At 59.7% G+C, this 23890-nt stretch carries 16 protein-coding genes and 1 pseudogene; 12 read left to right on the top strand and 5 right to left on the bottom strand.

All coding sequences use genetic code 11. The annotated features are described in order from the left end of the window. Positions 1-7: 7 nt before the first annotated feature. Positions 8-679 (bottom strand): TPM domain-containing protein, encoded by a 672-nt coding sequence (locus tag NJC40_RS12215; protein WP_492180564.1) that lies wholly within the window; start codon positions 677-679, stop codon positions 8-10. Between the two features lie 402 nt (positions 680-1081). Between NJC40_RS12215 and bglX the strand changes: the two genes are divergently transcribed. The 7 genes from bglX (at position 1082) to NJC40_RS12180 (ending at position 12157) form a co-directional block, all read left to right on the top strand. Next, positions 1082-3385: a beta-glucosidase BglX gene (gene bglX, locus NJC40_RS12210; protein ID WP_253139206.1), complete on the top strand. Its 2304-nt coding sequence runs from the start codon at positions 1082-1084 to the stop codon at positions 3383-3385. Positions 3386-3445: 60 nt separating this feature from the next. Then, a complete protein-coding gene (locus NJC40_RS12205; RefSeq protein WP_045488251.1) occupies positions 3446-5212 on the top strand; it encodes a sensor histidine kinase in 1767 nt (588 codons plus the stop codon). Next, entirely contained in the window at positions 5209-6531 is a 1323-nt protein-coding gene (locus tag NJC40_RS12200; RefSeq protein WP_045488248.1) for a sigma-54-dependent transcriptional regulator, read from the top strand. The genes NJC40_RS12205 and NJC40_RS12200 overlap by 4 nt, the downstream gene beginning before the upstream one ends. 129 nt (positions 6532-6660) lie before the next feature. After that, a complete protein-coding gene (locus NJC40_RS12195; RefSeq protein WP_045488245.1) occupies positions 6661-9036 on the top strand; it encodes a hybrid sensor histidine kinase/response regulator in 2376 nt (791 codons plus the stop codon). A 174-nt stretch (positions 9037-9210) separates the two neighbouring features. Then, on the top strand, positions 9211-10533 hold the full coding sequence (locus NJC40_RS12190; RefSeq protein ID WP_045488242.1) for an MFS transporter: 1323 nt from the start codon (positions 9211-9213) through the stop codon (positions 10531-10533). 345 nt (positions 10534-10878) lie between these two features. Next, on the top strand, positions 10879-11307 hold the full coding sequence (locus NJC40_RS12185) for a hypothetical protein (RefSeq protein ID WP_253139209.1): 429 nt from the start codon (positions 10879-10881) through the stop codon (positions 11305-11307). A gap of 226 nt (positions 11308-11533) precedes the next feature. Then, on the top strand, positions 11534-12157 hold the full coding sequence (locus NJC40_RS12180; RefSeq protein WP_253139212.1) for a flavin reductase family protein: 624 nt from the start codon (positions 11534-11536) through the stop codon (positions 12155-12157). Between the two features lie 8 nt (positions 12158-12165). Here the strand turns inward: NJC40_RS12180 and NJC40_RS12175 are convergent, their stop codons facing one another. Continuing rightward, complete coding sequence (locus tag NJC40_RS12175) at positions 12166-12408, bottom strand: hypothetical protein (protein ID WP_045488234.1); 243 nt, start codon at positions 12406-12408, stop codon at positions 12166-12168. Between the two features lie 350 nt (positions 12409-12758). On the opposite strand from NJC40_RS12175, the gene NJC40_RS12170 reads away from it, so the two are divergent. Beyond that, on the top strand, positions 12759-14294 hold the full coding sequence (locus tag NJC40_RS12170; protein WP_290447561.1) for an MDR family MFS transporter: 1536 nt from the start codon (positions 12759-12761) through the stop codon (positions 14292-14294). Between the two features lie 43 nt (positions 14295-14337). Here the strand turns inward: NJC40_RS12170 and NJC40_RS12165 are convergent, their stop codons facing one another. Further along, positions 14338-15003, bottom strand: a complete 666-nt coding sequence (locus NJC40_RS12165) for a TetR family transcriptional regulator (protein ID WP_253139215.1) — start codon at positions 15001-15003, stop codon at positions 14338-14340. 240 nt (positions 15004-15243) lie between these two features. Between NJC40_RS12165 and NJC40_RS12160 the strand changes: the two genes are divergently transcribed. From NJC40_RS12160 to adeC, 3 genes are read left to right on the top strand one after another with little or no spacing between them, the layout of a single operon-like run. Continuing rightward, complete coding sequence (locus NJC40_RS12160; RefSeq protein WP_045488228.1) at positions 15244-16404, top strand: efflux RND transporter periplasmic adaptor subunit; 1161 nt, start codon at positions 15244-15246, stop codon at positions 16402-16404. Between the two features lie 3 nt (positions 16405-16407). Beyond that, the gene (locus NJC40_RS12155) at positions 16408-19542 is read left to right on the top strand and encodes an efflux RND transporter permease subunit (protein ID WP_253139218.1); all 3135 of its coding nucleotides are present in this window, start codon (positions 16408-16410) and stop codon (positions 19540-19542) included. Further along, the gene (gene adeC / locus NJC40_RS12150; RefSeq protein WP_045488224.1) at positions 19539-20999 is read left to right on the top strand and encodes an AdeC/AdeK/OprM family multidrug efflux complex outer membrane factor; all 1461 of its coding nucleotides are present in this window, start codon (positions 19539-19541) and stop codon (positions 20997-20999) included. Before NJC40_RS12155 ends, adeC begins: the two co-directional genes overlap by 4 nt. A 27-nt stretch (positions 21000-21026) precedes the next feature. Here adeC and NJC40_RS12145 read toward each other — a convergent pair whose 3' ends face one another. Continuing rightward, positions 21027-22097 carry an RNA-guided endonuclease InsQ/TnpB family protein gene (locus NJC40_RS12145; RefSeq protein ID WP_253139506.1) on the bottom strand — a complete coding sequence of 357 codons (1071 nt, stop codon included), beginning with the start codon at positions 22095-22097 and terminating at the stop codon, positions 21027-21029. A 34-nt stretch (positions 22098-22131) separates the two neighbouring features. Between NJC40_RS12145 and NJC40_RS12140 the strand changes: the two are divergent. Next, positions 22132-22313, top strand: a pseudogene (locus tag NJC40_RS12140) (IS200/IS605 family transposase); the annotation flags it as partial. A gap of 147 nt (positions 22314-22460) precedes the next feature. On the opposite strand, the gene NJC40_RS12135 reads toward NJC40_RS12140, so the two are convergent. Beyond that, entirely contained in the window at positions 22461-23753 is a 1293-nt protein-coding gene (locus NJC40_RS12135; RefSeq protein ID WP_045488221.1) for an MFS family transporter, read from the bottom strand. Positions 23754-23890: the final 137 nt, after the last annotated feature.

Below are 23890 nucleotides of genomic sequence, written 5' to 3'. Positions count from 1 at the left end.
GTCACACTCACCAGTTGCCGGAGGCACCACCGCCGCCAAACCCCTGATCGTCATCATGCCGGGTTGCCGCACTGCTGCCTTTCAAACGCATGCGTCGGCCCAGATTGGTCATGGCGCAGGTCGACATCATCAGCACCAGCGCTGCCAATGCCAGCAATGCCGGCCATAAGGTGCTGGCAGGCTGCCCTGGATAAAGATTGTCGGAAACGGGCTCAGGCCCGTCCGGCACATGCCCGCCCAATGCCGTGACGATGGCCTGCGAGCCTAGCTCGATGCCAGTGGCAAAATTGCCCTCACGGAACTGGGGAGTCACCAGCATATTGATGATCAGCGCCGACTGGGCATCACTGAGCTGGTCGCGCAGATCACTGCCGGCCTCGATGCGGACCTTGCGGTTGTCCCGCGAGACGATCAGCAGGACACCATTGTGTTTACCCTTCTGGCCGACCGACCAGGTTTTGGCCAGGCGCACGCCATACTCTTCGATTGTCGCGCCTTGCAGATCGACCAGGGTGACCACCACGATCTGTTCGCCGGTCGCCTGTTCATGCTCCTGGAACATCTGCGACAACCGTGCGGTGGTCGGCATGTCAAGCAACTGCGCAGCATCCACCACCCGACCGGTCAGCGGCGGAAACAACAAAGCGGGCTCATCGGCCCGTACCACCTGGCTGCACATGCAGCACCACAGCACCCATCCCAGCACAAACTTCAAGGCTTCACCCGCACACACGACCCGCATAGCCGGACATCGTATACCAGTGCAGGGCCGCTTGCCGCTTTGCAGCACAGTTTCGAGGTACTTGCGTCACCCTCTGGATGCATCCTGGCGGGTCTCCTCTTGTAATTTTTACGTTTCATGAAACGACGTGCCTTAGCCAAACGGCAAGTTCCCCGGCATAATCTGGCGCCTACCACGGAGTATCAGGCAAAAACCGTTGTCTATGCGAAGCATGATGCAACAATTAGCCCAACGACTACCCTGCACTCTGTCCGGACAATAACGCCAAAGGTTCAGATTCCCCACCTGCAAGCCTGGTATTCAATGCAAGTTGTCGGCAAAAGCCTTGAGAAATCATTCATGAACAAGTTGTGCCTAATAGGTCTGGCGGTCGCTCTGACCAGTCAAACGGCGCTGGCAGCTACACCGGCCAGAGCTTCGCAGCAAACACCTTTGCAAGCCAAGAATGCTTTCATCAATGACCTGATGAAGCAAATGACCCTGGATGAAAAAATCGGTCAACTGCGGCTGATCAGCATCAGCAAAGAGATGCCGCAGCCGAAGATTCTCAAGGAAATTGCCGCCGGCCGCATTGGCAGCACGTTCAACTCGATCACCCGCGCGGAAAACCGCCCGCTGCAGGAAGCAGCAGTGGCCAAGAGCCGGCTGAAAATTCCGATGTTCTTTGCCTATGACGTGGTCCACGGCCATCGCACCATTTTCCCGATCAGCCTGGGTATGGCGGCCAGCTGGGACATGGACGCCATCGCCCTGAGCGGGCGTATTTCGGCCAAGGAAGCTGCCGCCGACGGCATCGACATGACCTTTGCGCCAATGGTCGATATTTCCCGCGACGCGCGCTGGGGCCGCAGCTCTGAAGGTTTCGGTGAAGATACCCACCTGGTGTCGAAGATTTCCGAGGTGATGGTCCGCTCATTCCAGAGCAAGGACCCGGCTGAAAAGACCAGCATCATGGCAGCGGTCAAGCACTTCGCCCTGTATGGCGCCGTTGAAGGCGGCCGCGACTACAACACCGTGGACATGAGCCCGACGCGCATGTACCAGGACTACCTGCCGCCGTATCGCGCCGGTCTCGATGCCGGCGCCGGTGGCGTGATGGTTGCCCTGAACTCGATCAATGGCGTGCCCTCCAGCGCCAACCTGTGGCTGATGCAAGACCTGCTGCGCAAGGACTGGGGCTTCAAGGGCGTGACCATCAGCGACCATGGCGCAATCGGCGAGCTGATCAAGCACGGTGTGGCCAAGGACGAGCGTGAAGCGGCCAAGCTGGCGATCAAGGCCGGTGTCGACCTGAGCATGAACGATGAGGCCTACGGCGAGCACTTGCCAGGCCTGGTCAAGGACGGCGAAGTCTCGATCAAGGAAATCGACAACGCAGTGCGTGAAGTGCTGGGTGCCAAGTACGACATGGGACTGTTCGCTGACCCGTACCGGCGCATTGGCAACGCCGCTGACGACCCTGCCGACACCTACTCGGACGACCGCCTGCACCGCGCCGAAGCCCGCGATGTGGCGCGCAAGACCATGGTTCTGCTGAAGAACCAGAACGACACGCTGCCACTCAAAAAGCAGGGCACCATTGCCGTGATCGGCAGCCTGGCGCAAAGCAAACTCGACATGCTCGGCAGTTGGTCGGCGGCCGGTCGCCCCCACCAGTCGGTCACGATCTACGAAGGCCTGAGCAACGCTGTGGGTGACGAGGCCAAGCTGGTTTACGCACGTGGCGCCAACGTCAGTGACAAAGAGTATGTTCTCGATTACCTGAACTTCATCGAAAAAGAAATCGAAGTCGACCCGCGTCCGGCCCAGGAAATGATCGACGAAGCGGTCAAGGTTGCCGAGCAGTCCGATGTGATTGTCGCGGTGGTCGGTGAATCACGCGGCATGTCCCATGAGTCAGCCAGCCGCAGCACGCTGTACATCCCTGGCAAGCAACGCGACCTGATCAAGGCGCTCAAGGCAACCGGCAAACCGCTGGTGCTGGTGTTGATGAACGGCCGCCCGCTGGCGCTGGGTGAAGAGCTGCAGCAGGCTGACGCGATGCTGGAGACCTGGTTCTCCGGCACCGAAGGCGGCAACGCGATTGCCGACGTGCTGTTCGGTGACTACAACCCATCCGGTAAACTGCCGATGACCTTCCCGCGTTCGGTGGGTCAATTACCGATGTATTACGCGCACCTGAACACCGGCCGTCCGTACACGCCGGGCCACCCGGGCAACTACACCTCGCAGTACTTCGAGGAGCAGACCCAGGGCCCGCTGTTCCCGTTCGGCTACGGCTTGAGCTACACCCGCTTTGAGCTGTCTGACGTCAAGTTGTCCACCGCCACGCTCAAGCGTCAGGACAAGCTGACTGCCAGCGTGACCCTGAAAAACACCGGCAAGGTCGCCGGCGCCACCGTCGTGCAACTGTACCTGCATGACGTCGCCGCTTCGGTCAGCCAGCCGGTCAAGGCGCTCAAGGGGTTCGAGAAAGTCAGCCTGGAGCCGGGCGAAGAAAAAGTCGTGACCTTCACGTTGAGCGAAAACGACCTGAAGTTCTACGACCAGAAACTCAAGTACGCTGCCGAAGCCGGTGAATTCAAAGTGATGATCGGCCTGGATTCGGCCGACGTCAAAGAGGCCAGCTTCACCCTGCTGTAAGACGTTTGACGAAACACTGGCGGCCTGGCTGCCAGTGTTCCTTGCCAAGGCAGTCCGTCCATGACCTCTACCCAGCGTACCCTGCGCCTGCTCACCTATGTTCTGATCATCGTCAGCGGCGCGGTGCTGTGCGCGGGGCTGGCAATGCACCAGGCGCAGCAGCATGTTTTGAGCGAAGAGGCCCGCCGCGCCAACCTGCAACTGTCGTTGTATGCCAATACCCTGCACACGCTGATCGAGCGCTATCGCGCCCTGCCGGCGGTGCTGGCGCTGGACAGCGAGATCCGGGCAGCCGTCAGTGGTCCGCTCAGCGAGCAGGCGCAAGCCGAACTCAACCGCAAGCTGGAAAGCATCAACGGCGCCGCCCACTCATCGACACTTGAACTGATGGACCGCCATGGCGTTGCAGTCGGCGCCAGTAACTGGCGCACGCCACAGAGCTACGTCGGCAACAACTACGGCTTTCGTCCGTACTTTTCACAAGCCCGCGCCAAAGGCGTGGGCCGTTTCTATGCCGTTGGTGTGACCACCGGCATTCCGGGTTACTTCCTGTCCAACGCGGTGCTCGACGACCACGGCGAATTCATTGGCGCCATGGTGGTCAAGCTGGAGTTCCCGAGTCTGGAACGCGAATGGGCACTCAATACCACTGACCTGTTGATGGTCAGCGACACCAAAGGCATTGCGTTTCTGGCCAACCAGCCTGAATGGCGCTACCGCGAGCTGCTGCCGATTTCTGTCGAAGACCGCGCCGAATTGCTCAGCACCCGTCAGTACGACAAAAAACCCTTGTCGCCACTGCGCAGCCGCGTGTTGCAGCGCTTCGGCCCCAATAGCCACCTGAGCCGGGTCGAAGCACCATCAGGTACGGCCGATTATCTCTGGCAGTCCATGAGCCTGCCGGATGAAAACTGGACCCTGCACCTGCTGCGCAAGCCTGAAGCCGCCAATGAAGATGTGCGCAATGCCGCACTGGCCGCCGCCGGGCTGTGGCTGACGCTGGTGTTCCTGTGCCTGTTCCTCTCCCAGCGCTGGCGCATGGCACGCCTGCGTGAGCGTAGCCGCGATGAACTGGAGCAACTGGTGCAAGAGCGTACCCGTGACCTGCGCACGGCCCAGGAAGGTCTTGTGCAATCGACCAAGCTCGCCGCACTGGGGCAGATGTCGGCGGCGTTGGCCCACGAAATCAACCAGCCGCTGACCGCCCAGCGCATGCAACTGGCAACGTTGCGCCTGCTGCTTGACCAGGGTCGTATCGAGGATGCCAATCAGGCGCTGGCGCTGCTCGATCAGCAACTGACCCGTATGGCCGCCTTGACCGGGCACTTGAAAACCTTTGCCCGCAAAAGCCCGGACGGGCTACGCGAACGCCTGGACCTGGCCCATGTGGTCGATCAGGCACTGCTGCTGCTCGACACCCGCCTGCGCGAAGAACAGATCGAATGCGTCCTGCATCTGGCTCGACCGGCCTGGGTACGTGGGGATGCCATTCGCCTCGAGCAAGTGTTGATCAACCTGCTACGCAACGCGCTCGATGCCATGCGCGAGCGGCCACGCAAGCGCCTGGAAGTAAAGATCGAAGCGGTCGGTGAGCAATGGCAACTGAGTGTGACCGACACCGGGACCGGGATCGACAGCGCGCACCTGTCCAGCCTGTTCGATCCGTTTTTCACGACCAAGCCTGTCGGTGACGGCCTGGGTCTGGGTCTGGCGGTGTCTTACGCCATTATTCACAGCCTGGGCGGGCAGCTGAGCGCGCGCAATGTCGCTGGCGGTGCCATGTTCAGTTTCAGCCTGCCCAATGACTTTCTGGAGTCGGAGCCATGAGTCTCAACTCAGTGATTGTCGTGGATGATGAAGCCGCGATTCGCCAGGCCATCGAGCCCTGGTTGACGCTTTCAGGATTTGAAGTGCGCCTGCACCCACGCGGCGAAGAATGCCTGGCCCAGTTACCGGAACACTTTCCAGGTGTGGTGCTCAGCGATGTGCGCATGCCCGGCATGGACGGCCTTGAGTTGTTGTCACGCCTGCGCGCGATAGACAAGGACTTGCCAGTGATTCTGCTCACTGGCCACGGTGATGTCCCCATGGCGGTGGAAGCCATGCGTAACGGCGCCTACGATTTTCTGGAAAAGCCCTTCAGCCCTCAGGCCTTGCTCGACACCCTGCGCCGCGCGTTGGAAAAACGCCAACTGGTCCTCGAAAATCGCCGCCTGCACGGACAGGCCGACGCCCGGGCTCAGCTTGAAGCCACGCTGCTGGGCGTCTCGCCAGGGCTGCAGACGTTGCGCCGCCAAGTGCTGGAACTGGCCGACATGCCGGTCAATGTGCTGATCCGTGGCGAAACAGGCAGCGGCAAGGAACTGGTCGCCCGCTGCCTGCACGACTTTGGCTCGCGGGCAGCTCAACCGTTCGTCGCTCTGAACTGCGCTGCCATTCCGGAGCACCTGTTCGAGGCCGAACTGTTCGGCCACGAAAGCGGTGCATTTACCGGCGCCCAGGGTAAACGCATAGGCCGCCTCGAATATGCCCATGGCGGTACGCTGTTTCTCGATGAGATCGAAAGCATGCCGCTGGCGCAACAAGCCAAGTTGCTGCGGGTTCTGCAAGACCGACAACTGCAACGTCTGGGCTCGAACCAGAACATTGCCGTGGATGTGCGGATCATCGCCGCAACCAAGCCAGACTTGCTTGAAGAGGCACGGGCCGGACGTTTTCGCGAGGACCTGGCCTATCGCCTGAACGTCGCCGAGCTGCGCCTGCCGCCCTTGCGTGAACGCCGCGAAGACATCGCCCTGTTGTTCAATCATTTCGCCCAGAGCGCAGCCGAACGGCTGAGCCGCCCGGCACCGCAACTCAGCGGCCAGCAGCTTGGTAACCTGCTCAGCCACGACTGGCCAGGCAATGTCCGCGAACTGGCCAACGCCGCCGAGCGCGAAACGCTGGGGCTCAATCCACAACCAAGCGAAGCGGTAGCACAATCGCTTGCCGACCAGCAGGAGGCCTTTGAGGCCCAGTGCCTGCGTGCTGCCTTGAGCCGGCATAAAGGCGACATCAAGGCGGTGCTCAATGAACTACAACTGCCGCGGCGTACTCTGAACGAGAAGATGCAGAGGCATGGGCTGGTGCGCGATATGTTTCTTTAAGGCACCTTCAGTCGCGGCAACAGCCAATGACAAAGCATAATGCCACTATCCGTTACCTGATAATGCCTTGCTGCCAATAGCGCTGGATTCGAGACTGTGCCTGCCGTGACCACCTCCCTGAATAGCTCCATGGCGAATGCATCTGCCGGACGTTTTATCCGCGAACATGACTGGAGCGCCAGCACGCTGGGGCCAAAGGAACACTGGCCGCCTGCCCTGCCCGCCAGCCTGAACCTGATCCTCTGCTCGCCACAACCGATGCTGCTGTTCTGGGGCGCACAGCATCTGCTGCTGGCCAATGATGCTGGCTGCGCGCTGCTGGGCCTGACCGCGCAACAGGCCCTGGGCCATCCCGCCGCAGCGCTGCCCCAACTGCCGTGGGGCAACCTCGAACCGCTCATTGCCCAGAGCCTGACTGGCCAGGCCAGCCGTTGCGAATTGCTGCAGATCCACTCCCCCGTACCCGGTTGCTGGTCACTGTCCTGCTCGCCAATTGCCGATGATGATGGCCAGGTTCTCGGCGCCTTCTGTGTGGTGCATGACGTAACGGCACAACGCCAGGCCCAGACTCGCCTGCAGGAAGAGTTGGCCTTCTCGCAGAGGGTGCTGGCCAGCCTCAATGATTGCATCAAACTCATGGACCTCGATGGACGGCTGAGCTACATGAACGAAGGTGGCCAGCGGTTGATGGAGGTCAGCGACTTCAATGCCATCCGCGGTTGCCCATGGCCGGATTTCTGGGAAGGTCAGGGCCAGGCAGATGTGCATCGGGCAATCAGCACCGCGCGCAATGGCCAGAGTTCCAGCTTCAGTGGATTGGCCCGCACCATGGGCGGCAGCGAGAAGTGGTGGCACGTACAAGTCAGCCCGGTGTTTGGCAGAGACGGCAAGCCAGAAAAAATCCTCAGCGTCTCACGTGACATGACGCCCTTGTATGAAGCTGAAGAAGCGCTGCGCACCCTTAATGAATCCCTTGAGCAGCAAGTGCAGGAGCGCACCCGTGAGCACGACAGGATCTGGCGCCTGTCTACCGACCTGATGCTGGTCGCGCGCTTTGACGGCACCATCCATGCGCTCAACCCTGCCTGGAATACGGCGCTGAACTGGAGTCCAGAGCAACTGCTGGGCAGCGACTTTATGACGCTTGTGCACCCTGAGGATCAGCCCGGCACCCGTGAGGCTATGGCTCAGCTCATGAGCGGGCAGAGCATTTCCGACTTCAAGAACCGCTACCGGCGCGCCGATGGCGCTTATCGCACCATTGCCTGGACGGCCGTACCCGACCAGCAATTCATCCATGCCGTGGGCCGGGATATCCAGAATCAGGAAGAAGCAGGCGAGGCCTTGCGCATCTCCGAGGAAGCCTTGCGCCAGGCTCAGAAGCTCGAAGCCATCGGCCAGTTGACCGGTGGCGTGGCCCATGACTTCAACAATCTGCTGACCATTATCAAGTCCTGTACCGACCTGTTGAAATCGTCGCAGCTTTCGCCAGCCAAGCGGGTCAAGTATGTCCAGGCCATTTCCAGTACCGTGGATCGCGCCGCCCGGCTGACCGGCCAGTTACTGGCTTTCGCCCGCCGTCAAGCGCTGCAGCCGGAAGTCTTCGACATCAACGAATGTGTGTCGCGCATTGGCGAAATGATGGACACCCTGACCGGTTCACGCATTCAGGTGTCTATCGAGCTGCCCGCCGAACCTTGTTATATCTATGCCGATCAGAGCCAGTTCGACACAGCGCTGGTCAACATGGTGGTCAATGCCCGCGACGCCATGGCCGGCGTGGGCCAACTGACGATTCAGGTCGAACGGCTGCATGCACGGACTGACTCGCCATTACCCGACCTGGCCGAAGGCGATTACGTGACCATCACGCTGACCGACACCGGTGCCGGGATTGCTGCAGATCAACTCAGCCTGATCTTCGAGCCCTTCTACACCACCAAGGCCGCCGGCCAAGGCACCGGTCTTGGCCTGTCACAGGTGTTCGGCTTCGCCAAGCAGTCTGGCGGCGAAGTGGTGGTCGACAGCGAGCTGGGCCATGGCAGTCGCTTCACGCTTTACCTGCCCAGTGCCCGCCAGGCCCCGCAGCCTCGCCCACGCCAACCGGCCACCGTCACGGCTGGCGAAAGTGGTTTGCAGGTGCTGATGGTCGAGGACAACCCGGAGATCGGCACCTACACTTCGGCCATGCTTGAACAGTCCGGCTTCAAAGTCTTATGGGTGCCTGGCGCCCGTGAAGCCTTGCAGGAGCTGAAGAATCGCCCGGAACATTTCCATGTGGTGTTTTCCGATATCGCCATGCCCGGCATGAGCGGCCTCGAACTCTGCGCACAGATCCATCGCCAATGGCCAGACCTGCCGGTAATCCTCACCACCGGTTACAGCACCGAGTTTGTCGACGTCAGCCATGAGCAGGCTGAGCGCTTTGACTTGTTGCCAAAGCCCTACCGGGTTGAAGAGCTCAGCGCACGACTGCATAGCTGCGTGCAGCGTCACCGTCGCTGAGGCTTTTATAAGCAAGAATCCGCTTATGGCTGGCCGGCCAATAAGCGGATTCTTGCTTATCCGGACTGCCATAACGGCTCTATTCCGGGCTTTTTCTATGTGGCACAGGTTCTGCAAAAGGGTCATAAGGCTGCACGACGGCTTTCTAAAAACAATGACCGGACAAGGATCACTATGGCCCTCCCCAACTCCCTCTCAGAGTCGGCTGGCACCTCTGCCTCCGAAAAAACCACCTCCTCGCGCCTGAAGTCGATTTTCAGTGGTTCAGTAGGCAACATGGTCGAATGGTACGACTGGTATGTCTATGCGGCCTTTTCGCTGTATTTTGCCAAGGCTTTTTTCCCTGCTGGCGACACGACCGCACAGTTGCTCAACACCGCCGCGATCTTCGCCGTAGGCTTCCTGATGCGCCCGATCGGCGGTTGGCTGATGGGCCTCTACGCTGACCGCAAAGGCCGCAAGGCCGCACTGATGGCCTCGGTCATCCTGATGTGCTTCGGCTCACTGGTCATTGCCCTGACCCCAAGTTATGAAACCATCGGCATCGGTGCGCCGATCCTGTTGATCATCGCCCGTCTGCTTCAAGGCCTGTCGGTCGGGGGCGAGTACGGCACCTCGGCCACCTACCTCAGCGAGATGGCGACCAAGGAGCGTCGCGGGTTCTTCTCCAGCTTCCAGTATGTGACCCTGATTTCCGGCCAGCTCATCGCCCTGGCTGTATTGATCGTTCTGCAACAGACGCTGACCGAGGAACAGCTGTACTCCTGGGGCTGGCGTATTCCGTTCATCATCGGTGCCCTGTGTGCGGTGGTAGCTCTGTACCTGCGTCGCGGCATGGAAGAAACCGAGTCGTTCACCAAGGCGAAGAAACAGGAACCCAAGGAAAGCCTGATGCGCACCCTGATGCGTCATCCCAAAGAGCTGGCGACCGTGGTCGGCCTGACCATGGGCGGCACCCTGGCGTTCTACACCTACACCACCTACATGCAGAAGTACCTGGCCAACACCGTAGGCATGAGCAAAAGCGACTCGACCATGATCTCGGCCGCGACGCTGTTCCTGTTCATGTGTCTGCAGCCGCTGGTCGGCGCGCTGTCCGACAAGATCGGCCGCCGTCCAATCCTGATCGCCTTCGGCGTACTGGGGACTCTGTGCACCGTACCCATCCTCACCACACTGCAGACCATCCAGACCTGGTGGGGCGCGTTCTTCCTGATCATGGGCGCACTGATCATCGTCAGTGGCTATACCTCGATCAATGCCGTGGTCAAGGCTGAGCTGTTCCCTGCCGAAATCCGTGCCCTGGGTGTCGGCCTGCCTTACGCCCTGACCGTCTCGCTGTTTGGCGGCACTGCCGAATTCATCGCCCTGTGGTTCAAGAGCATCGGTATGGAAAGCGGCTACTACTGGTACGTCACTGCGTGCATTTCCTGCTCGCTGCTGGTGTACATCTTTATGAAGGACACCCGTAAGCACTCGCGGATCGAGACCGACTGATCTAGCGTCACAGTGATATCAGGGGGCAGTCCACCAGCGTGGGCTGCCCCTTTTTCGTTCAGCGAGCAGCCACTGCACGAGCCGGCCCTGAACCCGCAGGCCTTGATTTAATAGTGCTTCTTGATTTGTCAAGGCGCTTTCCCGTGAGATATCCCGAAAAATGCACGTCAAGCGTTCGATTTCTTGTACAAGGCCCGAAAACCGGGCATCGAGGCCAACTATCATTTTCAGCAATGATCGCTAACAACCCTATTAACTTCTTAATAATCCTTGGACACGTAACATGGCCTCCATACCGGGAACACAACTGAACCCGAACCGACTTCCCGAATTGGAGCTACCATCATGAAAAAGACCACTCTGTTTGCCAGCATCGCTTTCTCCGTAATGGCTACCAGCGCTTTCGCCCTGCCGGTGACTGATGCCGTTCAACAACCTCTGAGCGCTGACTACATCGCAGCCGATGGCTCGGACAACGTTGGCCCTAACCGCCAGCCAGTTCTGGACACCAATAGCAGCGCCGATCAAGGCCTGGCTGCTGACGGTGCCGACCACGTGGGCGCCAACCGCCTGACCTCCGACGGTGCTGACCACGTAGGCGCCAACCGCCTCACCTCCGACGGTGCTGACCACGTAGGCGCCAACCGCCTCACCTCCGACGGTGCCGACCACGTAGGCGCCAACCGCCTGACCTCCGACGGTGCTGACCACGTAGGCGCCAACCGCCTGGCCGCCGATGGCGCTGACCGTGTCGGTGCTAACCGCCTGATCTGATTTGCTTCATCGCTTCATCCTCCTCCCTTGATGCTCCTTGTATGCCAGTCAGCCCCCTGACTGGCATTTTTTTTGGCTTCGGGCTTTCACGAGAACTGAACTGATGAAACTCTGCGGTACTACAGTATCGGGCACGCTTATACCAACACGGTGCCTGTCCTCGACAGGCTCTGTGAGGCGATAATCCATAGGCTTTACCAGTCCTCCGGCAGCAAGGAAAACCGCCATGTCAGACGAGATTTACTCTTACGAACCCGCTAAAGGCCATGGCCTGCCGCACGACCCGTTCAACGCCATCGTCGGCCCTCGGCCCATCGGCTGGATTTCTTCTAAGGATGCCCAGGGGGTTCTGAACCTGGCGCCATACAGCTTCTTCAATGCCTTCAACTACACTCCGCCGATCATCGGCTTCAGCAGCGTGGGCCGCAAAGACAGCCTGAACAACATCGAACAGACCGGTGAGTTCGTCTGGAACCTGGCCACACGCTCACTGGCCGAGGCCATGAATCAGAGCTGCGCAGCAGTACCGGCCGAGGTCGACGAATTTCGTCTCGCCGGCCTGACGCCCCTGCCTTCACAGGTGATCTCGACGCCCAGAGTCAAAGAGACGCCGGTGTCATTCGAATGCAAGGTGACACAAATAATCCAGCTCAAACGTGCAGATCAGGAGCCGGTGCCCAGTTGGCTGATTCTCGGCGAGGTGGTGGCCGTCCATATCGCCAGCTGGCTACTCAAGGACGGCATTTATGACACGGCTGCCGCCGAGCCGATTTTGCGTGGCGGTGGACCGGCGGACTACTTCCAACTGGGCCCTGAAGCGTTGTTCAAAATGAACCGCCCGGTGGTCTGAGCCGGGACTCAGGAAACCTGACGCCACACCAAGTCGGCGTCAGCATCCACGTCGAGCAAGCGCTCCAGCTCGTCGCTGGCAGCCTGGTCAGCGTCATCAGCAGTCTTGAACAGCTGTCCCGGCAACACCGCATGAAAACGCGGCGCACCGCCGCCCTCCAGCGATTTGACAGCGATTGCGGCCTGATAGCCGCCTTGGGTCGGGATCATCGCGGTGACCGCTTCGTAATACTCGAAAACCTTGCGTGCCATGGATCTTTTGCCTGTCCTGAAAATCGGGCCGCAATTCTAACCTGCGGTGCCAGCAGGTTTGCCAGCATGACCTAGACTCTAAGTAACTCTTCCTCTACTCCACGGTTGATCCAAGGGGTGCCTTATGAGAGTCACAACAAGAAAATGCCTGGCTGCAGTGGGTCTTGTCGCCGTCGTCGCCCTCTACGCAGCAGGCGCCTACCGCATCGAACTGGCGCGCCTGTCGCCACATAGCGTGGTCTGTATGTTCGGCCACTGCGCCCCGGCAAATGCTTCACTCGTGGTATTGCGATGACGACCCGAGTAGTACTTCGCAGGGCTATCGATTAGCAAGCTAACGCAATAGACTGATGGCACAACAGCCTTCAGGTTTTGCCGTGACCTGCCCTAGCCCATCGACACCCGCAACCACGCCGGGAATTCGCAGCATTCTGTTCGCCCTGATGCTGGCGATCTTTCTCAGTGCGCTGGATCAAACCATCGTTGCGGTTTCGTTGCCTGCCATTTCCAGCCAATTGCACGATGTCGAGCTACTGGCCTGGGTGATCTCGGGTTATCTGGTGGCCATGACCGTAGCCGTGCCGATCTACGGCAAGCTGGGCGACCTCTATGGGCGCAGGCGCCTGATGCTTACCGGCCTTGCGCTGTTCACCCTCGCCTCGTTGTTTTGCGCACTGGCGCAAAATATGGAACAACTGGTGCTGGCCCGGGTGCTGCAAGGTATAGGCGCCGGCGGCATGGTATCGGTCAGTCAGGCAATCATCGGTGACATAATCCCGCCTCGTGAACGCGGCCGTTATCAGGGTTATTTCAGCAGTATGTACGCCTTGGCCAGCGTCGCAGGCCCGGTATTGGGCGGGCTAATGACTGAGTATCTGTCGTGGCGCTGGGTGTTTCTCATCAACCTGCCGCTGGGCATCGCCGCCTGGCTGGTCGCCCGGCGCACCCTCAGGGGTCTGCCAACACCGCAGCGCAAACCGGTGATCGATTATCTGGGCAGCATGTTGATGATCATCGGCCTCAGCGCGCTGTTACTGGGCATCACCCAGATCGGCCAGGGCCATGCGTTGAACGACCGCCCGGTGCAGTGGTTGCTCGGCATAGCCTTGCTGAGCCTGGCGCTGTTCATTGCTTACGAACGCAAAGCCATCGAGCCGGTGCTGCCGATGCATCTGTTCGCCAGCCGCAGCGCAGTGCTGTGCTGGATCACCGTATTTTTTGCCAGTTTCCAGTCGATCTCCCTCAGCGTCCTGATGCCGCTGCGCTATCAGACGCTGACCGGCTCAGGCGCCGACAGCGCAGCGCTGCATTTGCTGCCGCTGGCCATGGGCATGCCGTTGGGCGCCTACTGTGCCGGGCGTCATACCTCCTTGAGCGGCCGCTACAAACCGCTGATTGTCAGTGGCGCCTTGCTGATGCCACTGACGATCATGGGCATGGCCTTCAGTGCACCGCAGGATGTACTGCTGACCAGCCTGTTCATGGTCCTGACCGGCATCGCCACCGGCATGCAGTTCCCCACCTCGCTGGTGGGTAGCCAGAACGCCGTGCAGGCCAAGGATATCGGGGTGGCGACCAGCACCAGCAACTTGTTCCGCTCATTGGGCGGGGCACTGGGCGTGGCATTGATGTCGGCACTGCTGCTGGCCATGCTGCAGGATACCGGGCTCGGACATATGGGGGCTGGCAGCCTGGGTGGCGAGGGACAGTCGGGTAATGCCCTGCTCGACAGCCTTAACGCCAGTAGCGGGTCGGCCCTTGAAGCTTTGCGGGCCGAGCTGGCGGTGACCTTCCGGCAACTGCTGATGGTCAGTGCGGCAATCGCCCTGCTGGGCCTGGCCGCCGCACTGGCCATGCCCAATCAGATGCTGCGTGGCCGCGAATGACATCTATCTGCCATGACAGGCTGGCCAACAGCGGCTATAACCGTTAACCGGCCGATAATACTGCCGGGGCTACCGTAGGAATACGCAATGCGGGGCTGAAGCGCAGCATGTCCATGCACACATCGACCCATTGCTCAGCCTGCTGGTCCAGCGAGAAACCTTCAGGTATCAGTAACCACTGGGCAAGGATGCCATCGACAAAGGCATGCAGGCCGATGGCGGCTTTGTCGATGTCCAGTTCCGCCGGGAGCTGGCCCTTGCGCACGGCATTGCTTAATGAAAGACCGATACGTTCGTTACACCACAAAGCGTTATCACGTCGCTGACGGCGGAAGTCGCACATTTCATCGGTGAACTCGCACTTATGGAAAAGGATCTCATTGATGCGCCGGGTTTTAGGGTCTCTGGAAACTTGGCGAAACAAATGAATCAGCAGCTTTTTCATGCAACCCAACGGGTCGGTCTCGTCCTCGCTCAGACTGGCCTGGGACATTTCTTCAAGAGGCTCGTGCAAGCTGTCGAGCATGGCCTGTACCAGTTCGGCCTTGTTGGTGAAATGCCAGTAGATGGCACCGCGCGTCACACCGGCCAGGGTGGCGATATCGGCCAGGGTGGTACGCGCTACGCCGCGCTCATAGAACGCCTGTTCGGCGGCCTCGAGAATCTGGGCGCGAGTAACTTGGGCTTCCTCTTTGGTACGACGAACCATGGCATAAAACCTCTAAAAATGCTCCAGCCCTTGCTGCACGTGGCCTGGAGATGTGCTCGGGCGGCCTTTGTTACGCCTTGTCCCGATCGCGATTACAGCTTCATGAAGCGTAGTGGCAGGTTGTTTACAAACAGCCGTGAATGTAAGTATATTTATTAGCATGCTACGTATCTAGCTGCAAAATTTTTTTACACCTTTACTTTCTTGAGCAATCAAGGCTTTCGGCCCCCGAGGATCTTCATGCAATTCAAGCCAGCTGTTCCCGTTCTGGTCACTGCCGTCGCCCTGGCAACACTGCTCAGCGGTTGTAGCAAGAAGGAAGAAGCGGCTCCGCCCGCTCAGACTCCTCAGGTCGGCGTTGTTACCCTCAAAGCACAGCCCTACACCCTGACCACCGAGCTGCCAGGCCGCACCACCGCGTTCCGGGTGGCCGAAGTACGCCCACAGGTCAACGGCATCATTCTCAAGCGTCTGTTCACCGAGGGCGGCGACGTCAAGGCTGGCCAGCAGCTTTATCAGATTGATCCGGCCATGTACGAGGCCACGGCCAACAGCGCCCGTGCCACCCTGCAATCGGCCAAATCGCTGGCCGACCGCTACAAATTGCTGGTCAACGAGCAAGCCGTCAGCCGCCAGGAATACGACCAGGCCGTGGCCACCAGCCGCGAAGCCCAGGCGTCGCTGCAAACCGCCGAGATCAACCTGCGCTACACCAAGGTCCTGGCGCCAATCTCCGGCCGTATCGGTCGCTCTTCGGTGACTGAAGGTGCGCTGGTCAGCAACGCGCAAACCGAAGCCATGGCGACCATCCAGCAGCTCGACCCGATTTATGTGGATGTAGTGCAGTCCTCCGCCGAAATGCTCAAGCTGCGTTCGGATCTGGAAAGCGGCAAGTTGCAGAAAGTCGGCAGCAATGCCGCCAAGGTCAAGCTGACCCTGGAAGACAACAGCGCCTACCCGCAGGAAGGCACGCTTGAGTTTTCCGAGGTGTCGGTCGACCAGGGTACCGGCTCGGTCACCCTGCGTGCGGTGTTCCCCAACCCTGAGCATCGTCTGCTGCCGGGCATGTTCGTCCACGCCCAGTTACAGGCTGGCACTAACGCCAAGGCCATTCTCGCGCCGCAGCAGGGCGTGACCCGCGACCAAAAAGGCACGCCGACCGCACTGGTCGTCAATAAGGACAACAAGGTCGAGCTGCGCACCCTGGTGGCCAACCGCACCGTGGGCGACAAGTGGCTGATCGAAAAAGGCCTGAGCGAAGGTGACCGGGTAATCACCGAGGGCCTGCAGTACGTCAAGCCTGGTGCCGAAGTCAAAGTATCCGAAGCGACCAACGTCAAAGGCGCCAACCCGGCACCTGCTGCGGCCACTGACAAAGCCGCTGGCAGCCAAGGGGAGTAACCCATGTCGAAATTCTTTATTGATCGCCCTATTTTTGCCTGGGTGATCGCCTTGGTGATCATGCTGGTGGGCGGCCTGTCGATTCTCAAGCTGCCGATCAACCAGTACCCGAGCATCGCCCCGCCAGCCATCGCCATTCAGGTCACCTATCCGGGTGCCTCGGCGCAGACGGTCCAGGATACGGTGGTTCAGGTCATTGAGCAGCAGCTCAACGGCATCGACAACCTGCGTTATGTGAGTTCGGAAAGTACCTCCGACGGCAGCATGACCATTACCGTGACCTTCGAACAAGGCACCAACCCTGACACCGCCCAGGTTCAGGTGCAGAACAAGCTGAACCTGGCCACGCCTCTGTTGCCGCAGGAAGTGCAGCAACAGGGTATTCGCGTTACCAAGGCCGTGAAAAACTTCCTGATGGTGATCGGTCTGGTATCTGAAGACGGCAGCCTGACCAAGGAAGACCTGGCCAACTACATCGTCTCCAACATGCAGGACCCTATTTCGCGGACCTCAGGGGTAGGCGACTTCCAGGTATTCGGTGCCCAGTATGCGATGCGGATCTGGCTCGACCCGGCCAAGCTGAACAACTTTCAGTTGACCCCGGATGATGTCAGGACAGCGGTCAGTGCCCAGAACGTCCAGGTTGCTTCCGGCCAGTTGGGCGGCCTGCCAGCCGTTCAGGGCCAGCAACTCAACGCGACCATTATTGGCAAGACCCGGCTGCAGACTGCCGAGCAATTTGAAAACATCCTGCTCAAGGTCAACACCGACGGCTCTCAAGTACGCTTGAAAGATGTCGCGACCGTGGGCCTGGGTGCACAGAACTATAGCGTCGACTCGCAGTTCAACGGTAAACCGGCTTCTGGTCTGGCGATCAAACTGGCACCGGGTGCCAACGCCCTGGACACGGCCAAAGCGATTCGTGCGACCGTGAGCTCGCTGGAGCCGTTCTTTCCGCCGAGCATGAAGGTCGTATTCCCGTATGACACCACCCCGGTGGTCAGCGAGTCGATCTCCGGCGTAGTCCACACCCTGCTTGAGGCGGTGGTGCTGGTGTTCCTGGTGATGTACCTGTTCCTGCAGAACTTCCGCGCCACGGTGATTACCACCCTGACTGTGCCGGTGGTACTGCTGGGCACCTTCGGTATCCTCGCGGCATTCGGCTTCACCATCAACACCCTGACCATGTTCGGTATGGTACTGGCCATCGGCTTGCTGGTGGACGATGCCATCGTTGTGGTGGAAAACGTCGAACGGGTGATGATCGAAGATAAACTGTCACCACGCGATGCGACGATCCGCTCCATGGAGCAGATTCAGGGCGCGCTGGTAGGTATTGCCCTGGTGCTGTCGGCAGTACTGCTGCCCATGGCGTTCTTCGGTGGTTCTACCGGGGTCATCTATAAGCAGTTCTCGATCACCATCGTCTCGGCCATGGCCCTGTCGGTGATCGTGGCACTGATCTTCACCCCGGCGCTGTGCGCCACCATGCTCAAACCTATCGACCACTCCCACGATCTGGAGAAACGCGGGTTTTTCGGCTGGTTCAACCGCACCTTCGACCGTGGCGTTCACGGTTACGAGCGCGGCGTGGCCGGGATGCTCAAGCACAAGTGGCCAGCCTACCTGGGCTACGTCCTGATCTGCGTCGGCATGGTCTGGATGTTCAACCGCATCCCGGCCGCGTTCCTGCCAGAGGAAGACCAGGGCGTGATGTTCGTGCAGGTGCAGACCCCGGCCGGTTCCACTGCCGAGCGCACCCAGCAGGTCATGGACACCATGCGTGAGCACTTGCTGAGCAAGGAATCCGATTCGGTACAGTCGGTGTTTACCGTCAACGGCTTCAACTTTGCAGGCCGGGGCCAGAACTCGGGTATCGCCTTCGTATTGCTCAAACCGTGGGGTGAGCGCGAAGGCGCGCACAACAGCGTGTTCGAGCTGGCCAAGCGTGCACAGGGCTACTTCTTTACCCTGCGCGATGCAATGGTGTTCGCAGTGGTCCCGCCTTCGGTACTGGAACTGGGTAACGCCACCGGTTTCGACGTCTACCTGCAGGACCAGGGCGGTGTCGGCCATGACAAACTCATGCAGGCACGCAATCAGTTGCTCGGGGCAGCAGCGCAAAGCAAGATCCTCGCGGGTGTACGCCCCAACGGCCTGAACGATGAGCCGCAATATCAGCTCAGCATTGATGACGAGCGCGCCCGCGCCTTGGGCATCAGCCTGGCGGACATTAACAGCACCCTGTCGATTGCTTTCGGTAGTAGCTACGTAAACGACTTCATTGATCGTGGCCGGGTCAAGAAGGTTTACCTGCAGGGTAATGCCGATGCGCGCATGAACCCTGAAGACCTGAACAAGTGGTACGTGCGTAATGGCTCCGGGCAAATGGTGCCGTTCTCGGCGTTCAGCAGCGGCGAGTGGGTGTTTGGTTCGCCAAAACTGTCGCGTTACAACGGTGTACCTGCCGAGGAAGTACTGGGTACTCCGGCACCGGGCTACAGTACCGGCCAGGCCATGGCCGAGATCGAGCGGCTGGCCAAGGATCTGCCTGCGGGCATCGGTATCTCCTGGACCGGCCTGTCGTACGAAGAACGCTTGTCCGGCTCTCAGGCGCCGGCCCTCTACGCCCTGTCGCTGCTGGTCGTATTCCTCTGCCTGGCGGCCCTGTATGAGAGCTGGTCGATCCCGATTGCAGTCATGCTGGTCGTACCGCTGGGGGTTATCGGTGCACTGATGGCAACCAGCTTGCGCGGCTTGTCCAATGACGTGTTCTTCCAGGTCGGGCTATTGGTGACAGTGGGTCTGGCAGCGAAGAACGCCATTCTGATCGTCGAGTTCGCCAAGGAACTGCACGAACAGGGCAAAGGCCTGGTAGAGGCTACAATCGAAGCCTGCCGGATGCGTTTGCGCCCGATCATCATGACTTCGATGGCGTTTATTCTTGGTGTTGTACCACTGGTCATTGCCAGCGGCGCAGGCTCGGGTAGCCAGCATTCGATTGGTACTGGCGTAATTGGCGGTATGATTACCGCCGTCGTTCTGGCGATCTTCTGGGTGCCGCTGTTCTTTGTCTCGATTTCGGGGCTGTTCAAGAGCAAACAGAAAAACATTCCACAGCATGAGGCTGGCCAATGAGCAAGTCCCTGATCTCTCTGGCAGTCACCGCGTTCATTCTCGGCGGCTGCTCGCTGATTCCCGAATATCAGCAGCCGGCCGCTCCGGTGGCCGCGCAATACCCGCAAGGTCCGGCTTATGGGCCGGCCGAAGCGGCCAACATGGCAGCAGCCGAACAAGGCTGGCGGCAGTTCTTCCGCGACCCTGCGTTGCAGCAACTGATCCAGACCTCGCTGGAAAACAACCGCGACCTGCGCGTCGCGGCGTTGAACATCGATGCTTATCGCGCGCAGTACCGCATTCAGCGTTCTGACCTGTTCCCGGCGGTCTCGGCCACCGGCAGCGGCAGTCGCCAGCGCATGCCGGCCGACATGTCCAGCACCGGCCAGTCGAGCATCACCAGCAGCTATTCGGCCACCCTGGGCGTCAGCGCCTATGAGCTGGACCTGTTCGGTCGGGTGCGCAGCCTCAGTGAACAGGCCTTGCAGACCTACTTCGCCAGCGAAGAAGCGCGACGCTCGACCCAGATCAGCCTGGTCGCCAGCGTTGCCAACGCTTACCTGACCTGGCAGGCCGACAAGGAACTGCTCAAGCTGACCCAGGACACCCTCAAGACCTATGAGGAAAGCCTGCGGCTGACCAGCCGTAGCAACGAAGTGGGTGTGGCCTCGGCGCTGGACCTGAGCCAGGCACGTACTTCGGTCGAAAGCGCCAAGGCACGGCTGGCCCAGTATCAGCGTCTGGTTGCCCAGGATCAGAACAACCTGACCCTGCTGTTGGGCACCGGCCTGCCGGCCAACCTGCCTGAAGCCCAGCCATTGAGTGCCGACCTGCTCAGCGAAATGCCGGCCGGCCTGCCATCGGATCTGCTGCAACGCCGCCCGGATATTCTCCAGGCCGAGCATAACCTCAAGGCGGCCAACGCCAATATCGGTGCAGCCCGTGCAGCGTTCTTCCCAAGCATCAGCCTGACCGCCAATGCCGGATCAATCAGCCCTGATCTGTCGGGGCTGTTCAAGGGTGGTTCGGGTACCTGGTTGTTCCAGCCGAGTATCAACCTGCCGATCTTCAACGCTGGCAACCTGCGGGCCAGCCTGGATTACTCGAAAATCCAGAAAGAGATCAACGTTGCCAACTATGAGAAGGCGATCCAGACGGCGTTCCAGGAAGTGTCCGATGGCCTGGCAGCACGCAAGACCTATGACGAGCAGTTGCAGGCGCAGCGCGACTACGTGGCTGCCAGTCAGGACTACTATCGTCTCGCAGAACGTCGCTACCGGATCGGGATCGACAGCAACCTGACGTTCCTGGACTCACAGCGTTCGTTGTTCAGTGCCCAGCAGACGCTGATTACTGATCGTCTGTCGCAGCTGACCAGTGAGGTCAATCTGTACAAGGCGCTCGGTGGCGGCTGGTACGAGAACAGCGGGCAGATTCAGCCGCTGGCCAAGGAAAAACCTTCGGTGCAGTTGTTCTGAGTTTCTGTTTTTGACATCCTCCCCGCCCTAAAGAGCGGGGATTCCTACCGCTAGACGGCGATGCCCCGCCGCGAGAATGTTCAGGGCCGCGTTTACATCGCGGTCGTGGGCTGTACCGCAGCACACGCAGGTCCATTCTCTTATTCGCAAACCAGCTCTACCTTTCGGACTGCTGGTGGAAATGCTTCCACAGCACGAGCAGGTCTGGGTGGTATAGCGCTCGGCTACAACCTCAAAAACAACGCCTGCCCGTTGGCATTTCTGCTCCAGCATTGTCTTGAGTTGGCCCCATCCTGCATCAAGCGTGGATTTGGCCATTTGAGTCTTGACGAGTTTTGCGCTGGCTACATCGCCAACGAAAATGGCGGCGCAACGCTCAACCAGAGCGGTTGAGAACTTGTGTTGCGCATCTTTGCGCCGGTTCCTGATCCTGGCATGGAGGGCGCGAACACGCGCCCTCTTGCCAGCACGCTGAGCGATGCCTAACTTCTGCTCCAAGGTGCGGTATTGGCGCCCGACCAGCACCTGGCCCTCAGACGTTGTCGCCGCCGCTTTAAGGCCCAGGTCGATGCCAACTGCAGCAGTGCCGATGCGCGGCTTGCTCTCAACCTGCACGCAGATATTGAGGTACCAGCGCCCTCTGGAATCTTCACTGAAACTTCCGGCCCGCAGGGCGTACTGGCTTAAACCGTAGCTGTCCCACAGGCCAAACCTGAACCCGGCGAACTGAATCTGACCATTCTTGTATTGCAAGGCACGCGCCTTGAAGGGAATCCAGCCCAGGCTGTATTTGGGGCTGCTCCTGCTGGACACCCGCCAATTGAGCCTGGAACGCTTGAACTGCTTACGGGCCTTGGCGTAGTCCTCGCAAACCTGCTGCACGGTTGGCGAGCCGATCTGCACGCCGTCGCATTTGCTTAATCCATTGGTCATCTTTTGCAGGTCGAAACCGGAGAGCCACTGGTGGCGTTCCCGGATGGCGCGATGACTCGTTTCATTGCAGTAGTTCCACACCAGATTGACCTCGCGCGCCATCGCAAGCAGCGTTTTCGCGTGCTTGTCTTTGATTCGGAGCTTAAGGGTCTTGGTGTGGGTCATGGCATGAATTATGGTTTGGTCTTTCAAGCTATGGGTGGCGTTGTCGAATCGGGTGGCTTCACTCAGAGGGTATCATCCAGACTGCTGCGTAAGCAGTTCGGGGCCTGGCTCAAGCGAAGGGGTGTCCTCTGGTCGCCATCCTACCTCGCCTCTAGCTGCGGCGGTGCGCCGATTGAAATCCTGCGCCAATACATCGAAGAACAGCAGACTCCCAACCAGGACGCCTACGGCGTCCGCGCTCTCGACCTCGGGCTAAACCCCGAGGCTTCTCGCGCATATGGTGAAAACAAACCCGCCTTTTATGGCGGGTTTGTTTTTTCTGAAGGCATGCACCGGATCGCTCACGCCACAGCGCACTGCAAATCAATGATCATGATGCAAATAGGCCGGCTGTTTCGGCAGCCGCAGGCTGAACAGAAACGCCACGGCCATCATGATCGTCACATACCAGTAGAAGTAGTTTTCCACCCCCTGGCTCTTGAAGTTCAGCGCCACATATTCCGCCGAGCCACCAAACACTGCATTGGCCACGGCATAAGCCAGGCCAACACCCAGCGCACGTACCTGAGGCGGGAACATCTCCGCTTTGACCAGGCCGCTGATCGACGTATAGAAACTGACAATGGCCAACGCCAGGGTAATCAACACGAACGCCATGAACGGGCTTTCGACGCTTTTCAGCGCGGTCAGAATCGGCAGCGTGCACAGAGTCCCCAACGCGCCGAACCACAGCATCGAGTTACGTCGGCCAATACGATCGGCCAGCATGCCAAACAGCGGCTGCATGCACATGTACAAAAACAGCACCCCGGTCATGATGAAGCTGGCGGTCTTGGGCTCCATTCCACCGGTGTTGACCAAGTACTTCTGCATGTAAGTGGTGAAGGTATAGAAAATCAGCGAACCACCGGCGGTGTAACCCAATACCGTGATAAACGCTGCTTTATGGTGTTTGAACAACGCAGCCACGCTGCCGGCGTCTTTGTCATCGCGGCTTTCGGCGGTAGTGGTTTCGTTCAGGCTGCGGCGCAGCAACAGCGCAATGACTGCCGCACAGGCACCGATCACGAACGGAATCCGCCAGCCGTAGGCACGCAGTTCCTCGGTGCTGAGAAACTGCTGAAGAATGACCACCGTCAGCACCGCCAGCAACTGACCGCCAATCAGCGTCACGTACTGGAACGAGGCAAAGAAGCCGCGCTGCCCGCGCAGGGCCACTTCACTCATGTAAGTTGCAGTGGTGCCGTATTCACCACCGACCGACAATCCCTGGATCAGGCGCGCGACCAATAGCAAGGCCGGTGCCCAGGCGCCGATGGAGGCATAGGTCGGCAAACAGGCGATCACCAGCGAGCCTGCACACATCATGCTCACCGAAATCAGCATGGAGTTCTTGCGCCCGTGCTTGTCGGCGACCCGGCCAAACAGCCAGCCGCCAATCGGCCGCATCAGAAATCCGGCAGCGAAGACACCAGCGGTATTGAGCAACTGCACGGTAGGGTCGTCGGAGGGAAAGAACGCCGGCGCAAAGTAGATGGCGCAAAAAGCGTAGATATAGAAGTCGAACCATTCGACCAGGTTGCCCGAAGAGGCCCCCACGATAGCGAAGATTCGTTTGCGGCGCTCTTCGCCGGTGTAATGCATGGTGGTTGCCATTGGCTGGTCTCCCCGTGTGATATCGGCAGCGTCATCCCTGAGCAGACGAGGCTACCCCTGAAACAATTGGTCACATTCATCGAACCTAAAGTTCAATGCGAGCAGCTATCCCGGCGGGAAAAAGCGCAGGCCAGAGC

It is taken from the genome of Pseudomonas sp. 21LCFQ02, from assembly GCF_024129895.2.
Classification (GTDB): domain Bacteria; phylum Pseudomonadota; class Gammaproteobacteria; order Pseudomonadales; family Pseudomonadaceae; genus Aquipseudomonas.
The sequence above is the reverse complement of the archived record's forward strand: the minus strand, read 5'-3'. Positions and strand labels throughout refer to the sequence as shown.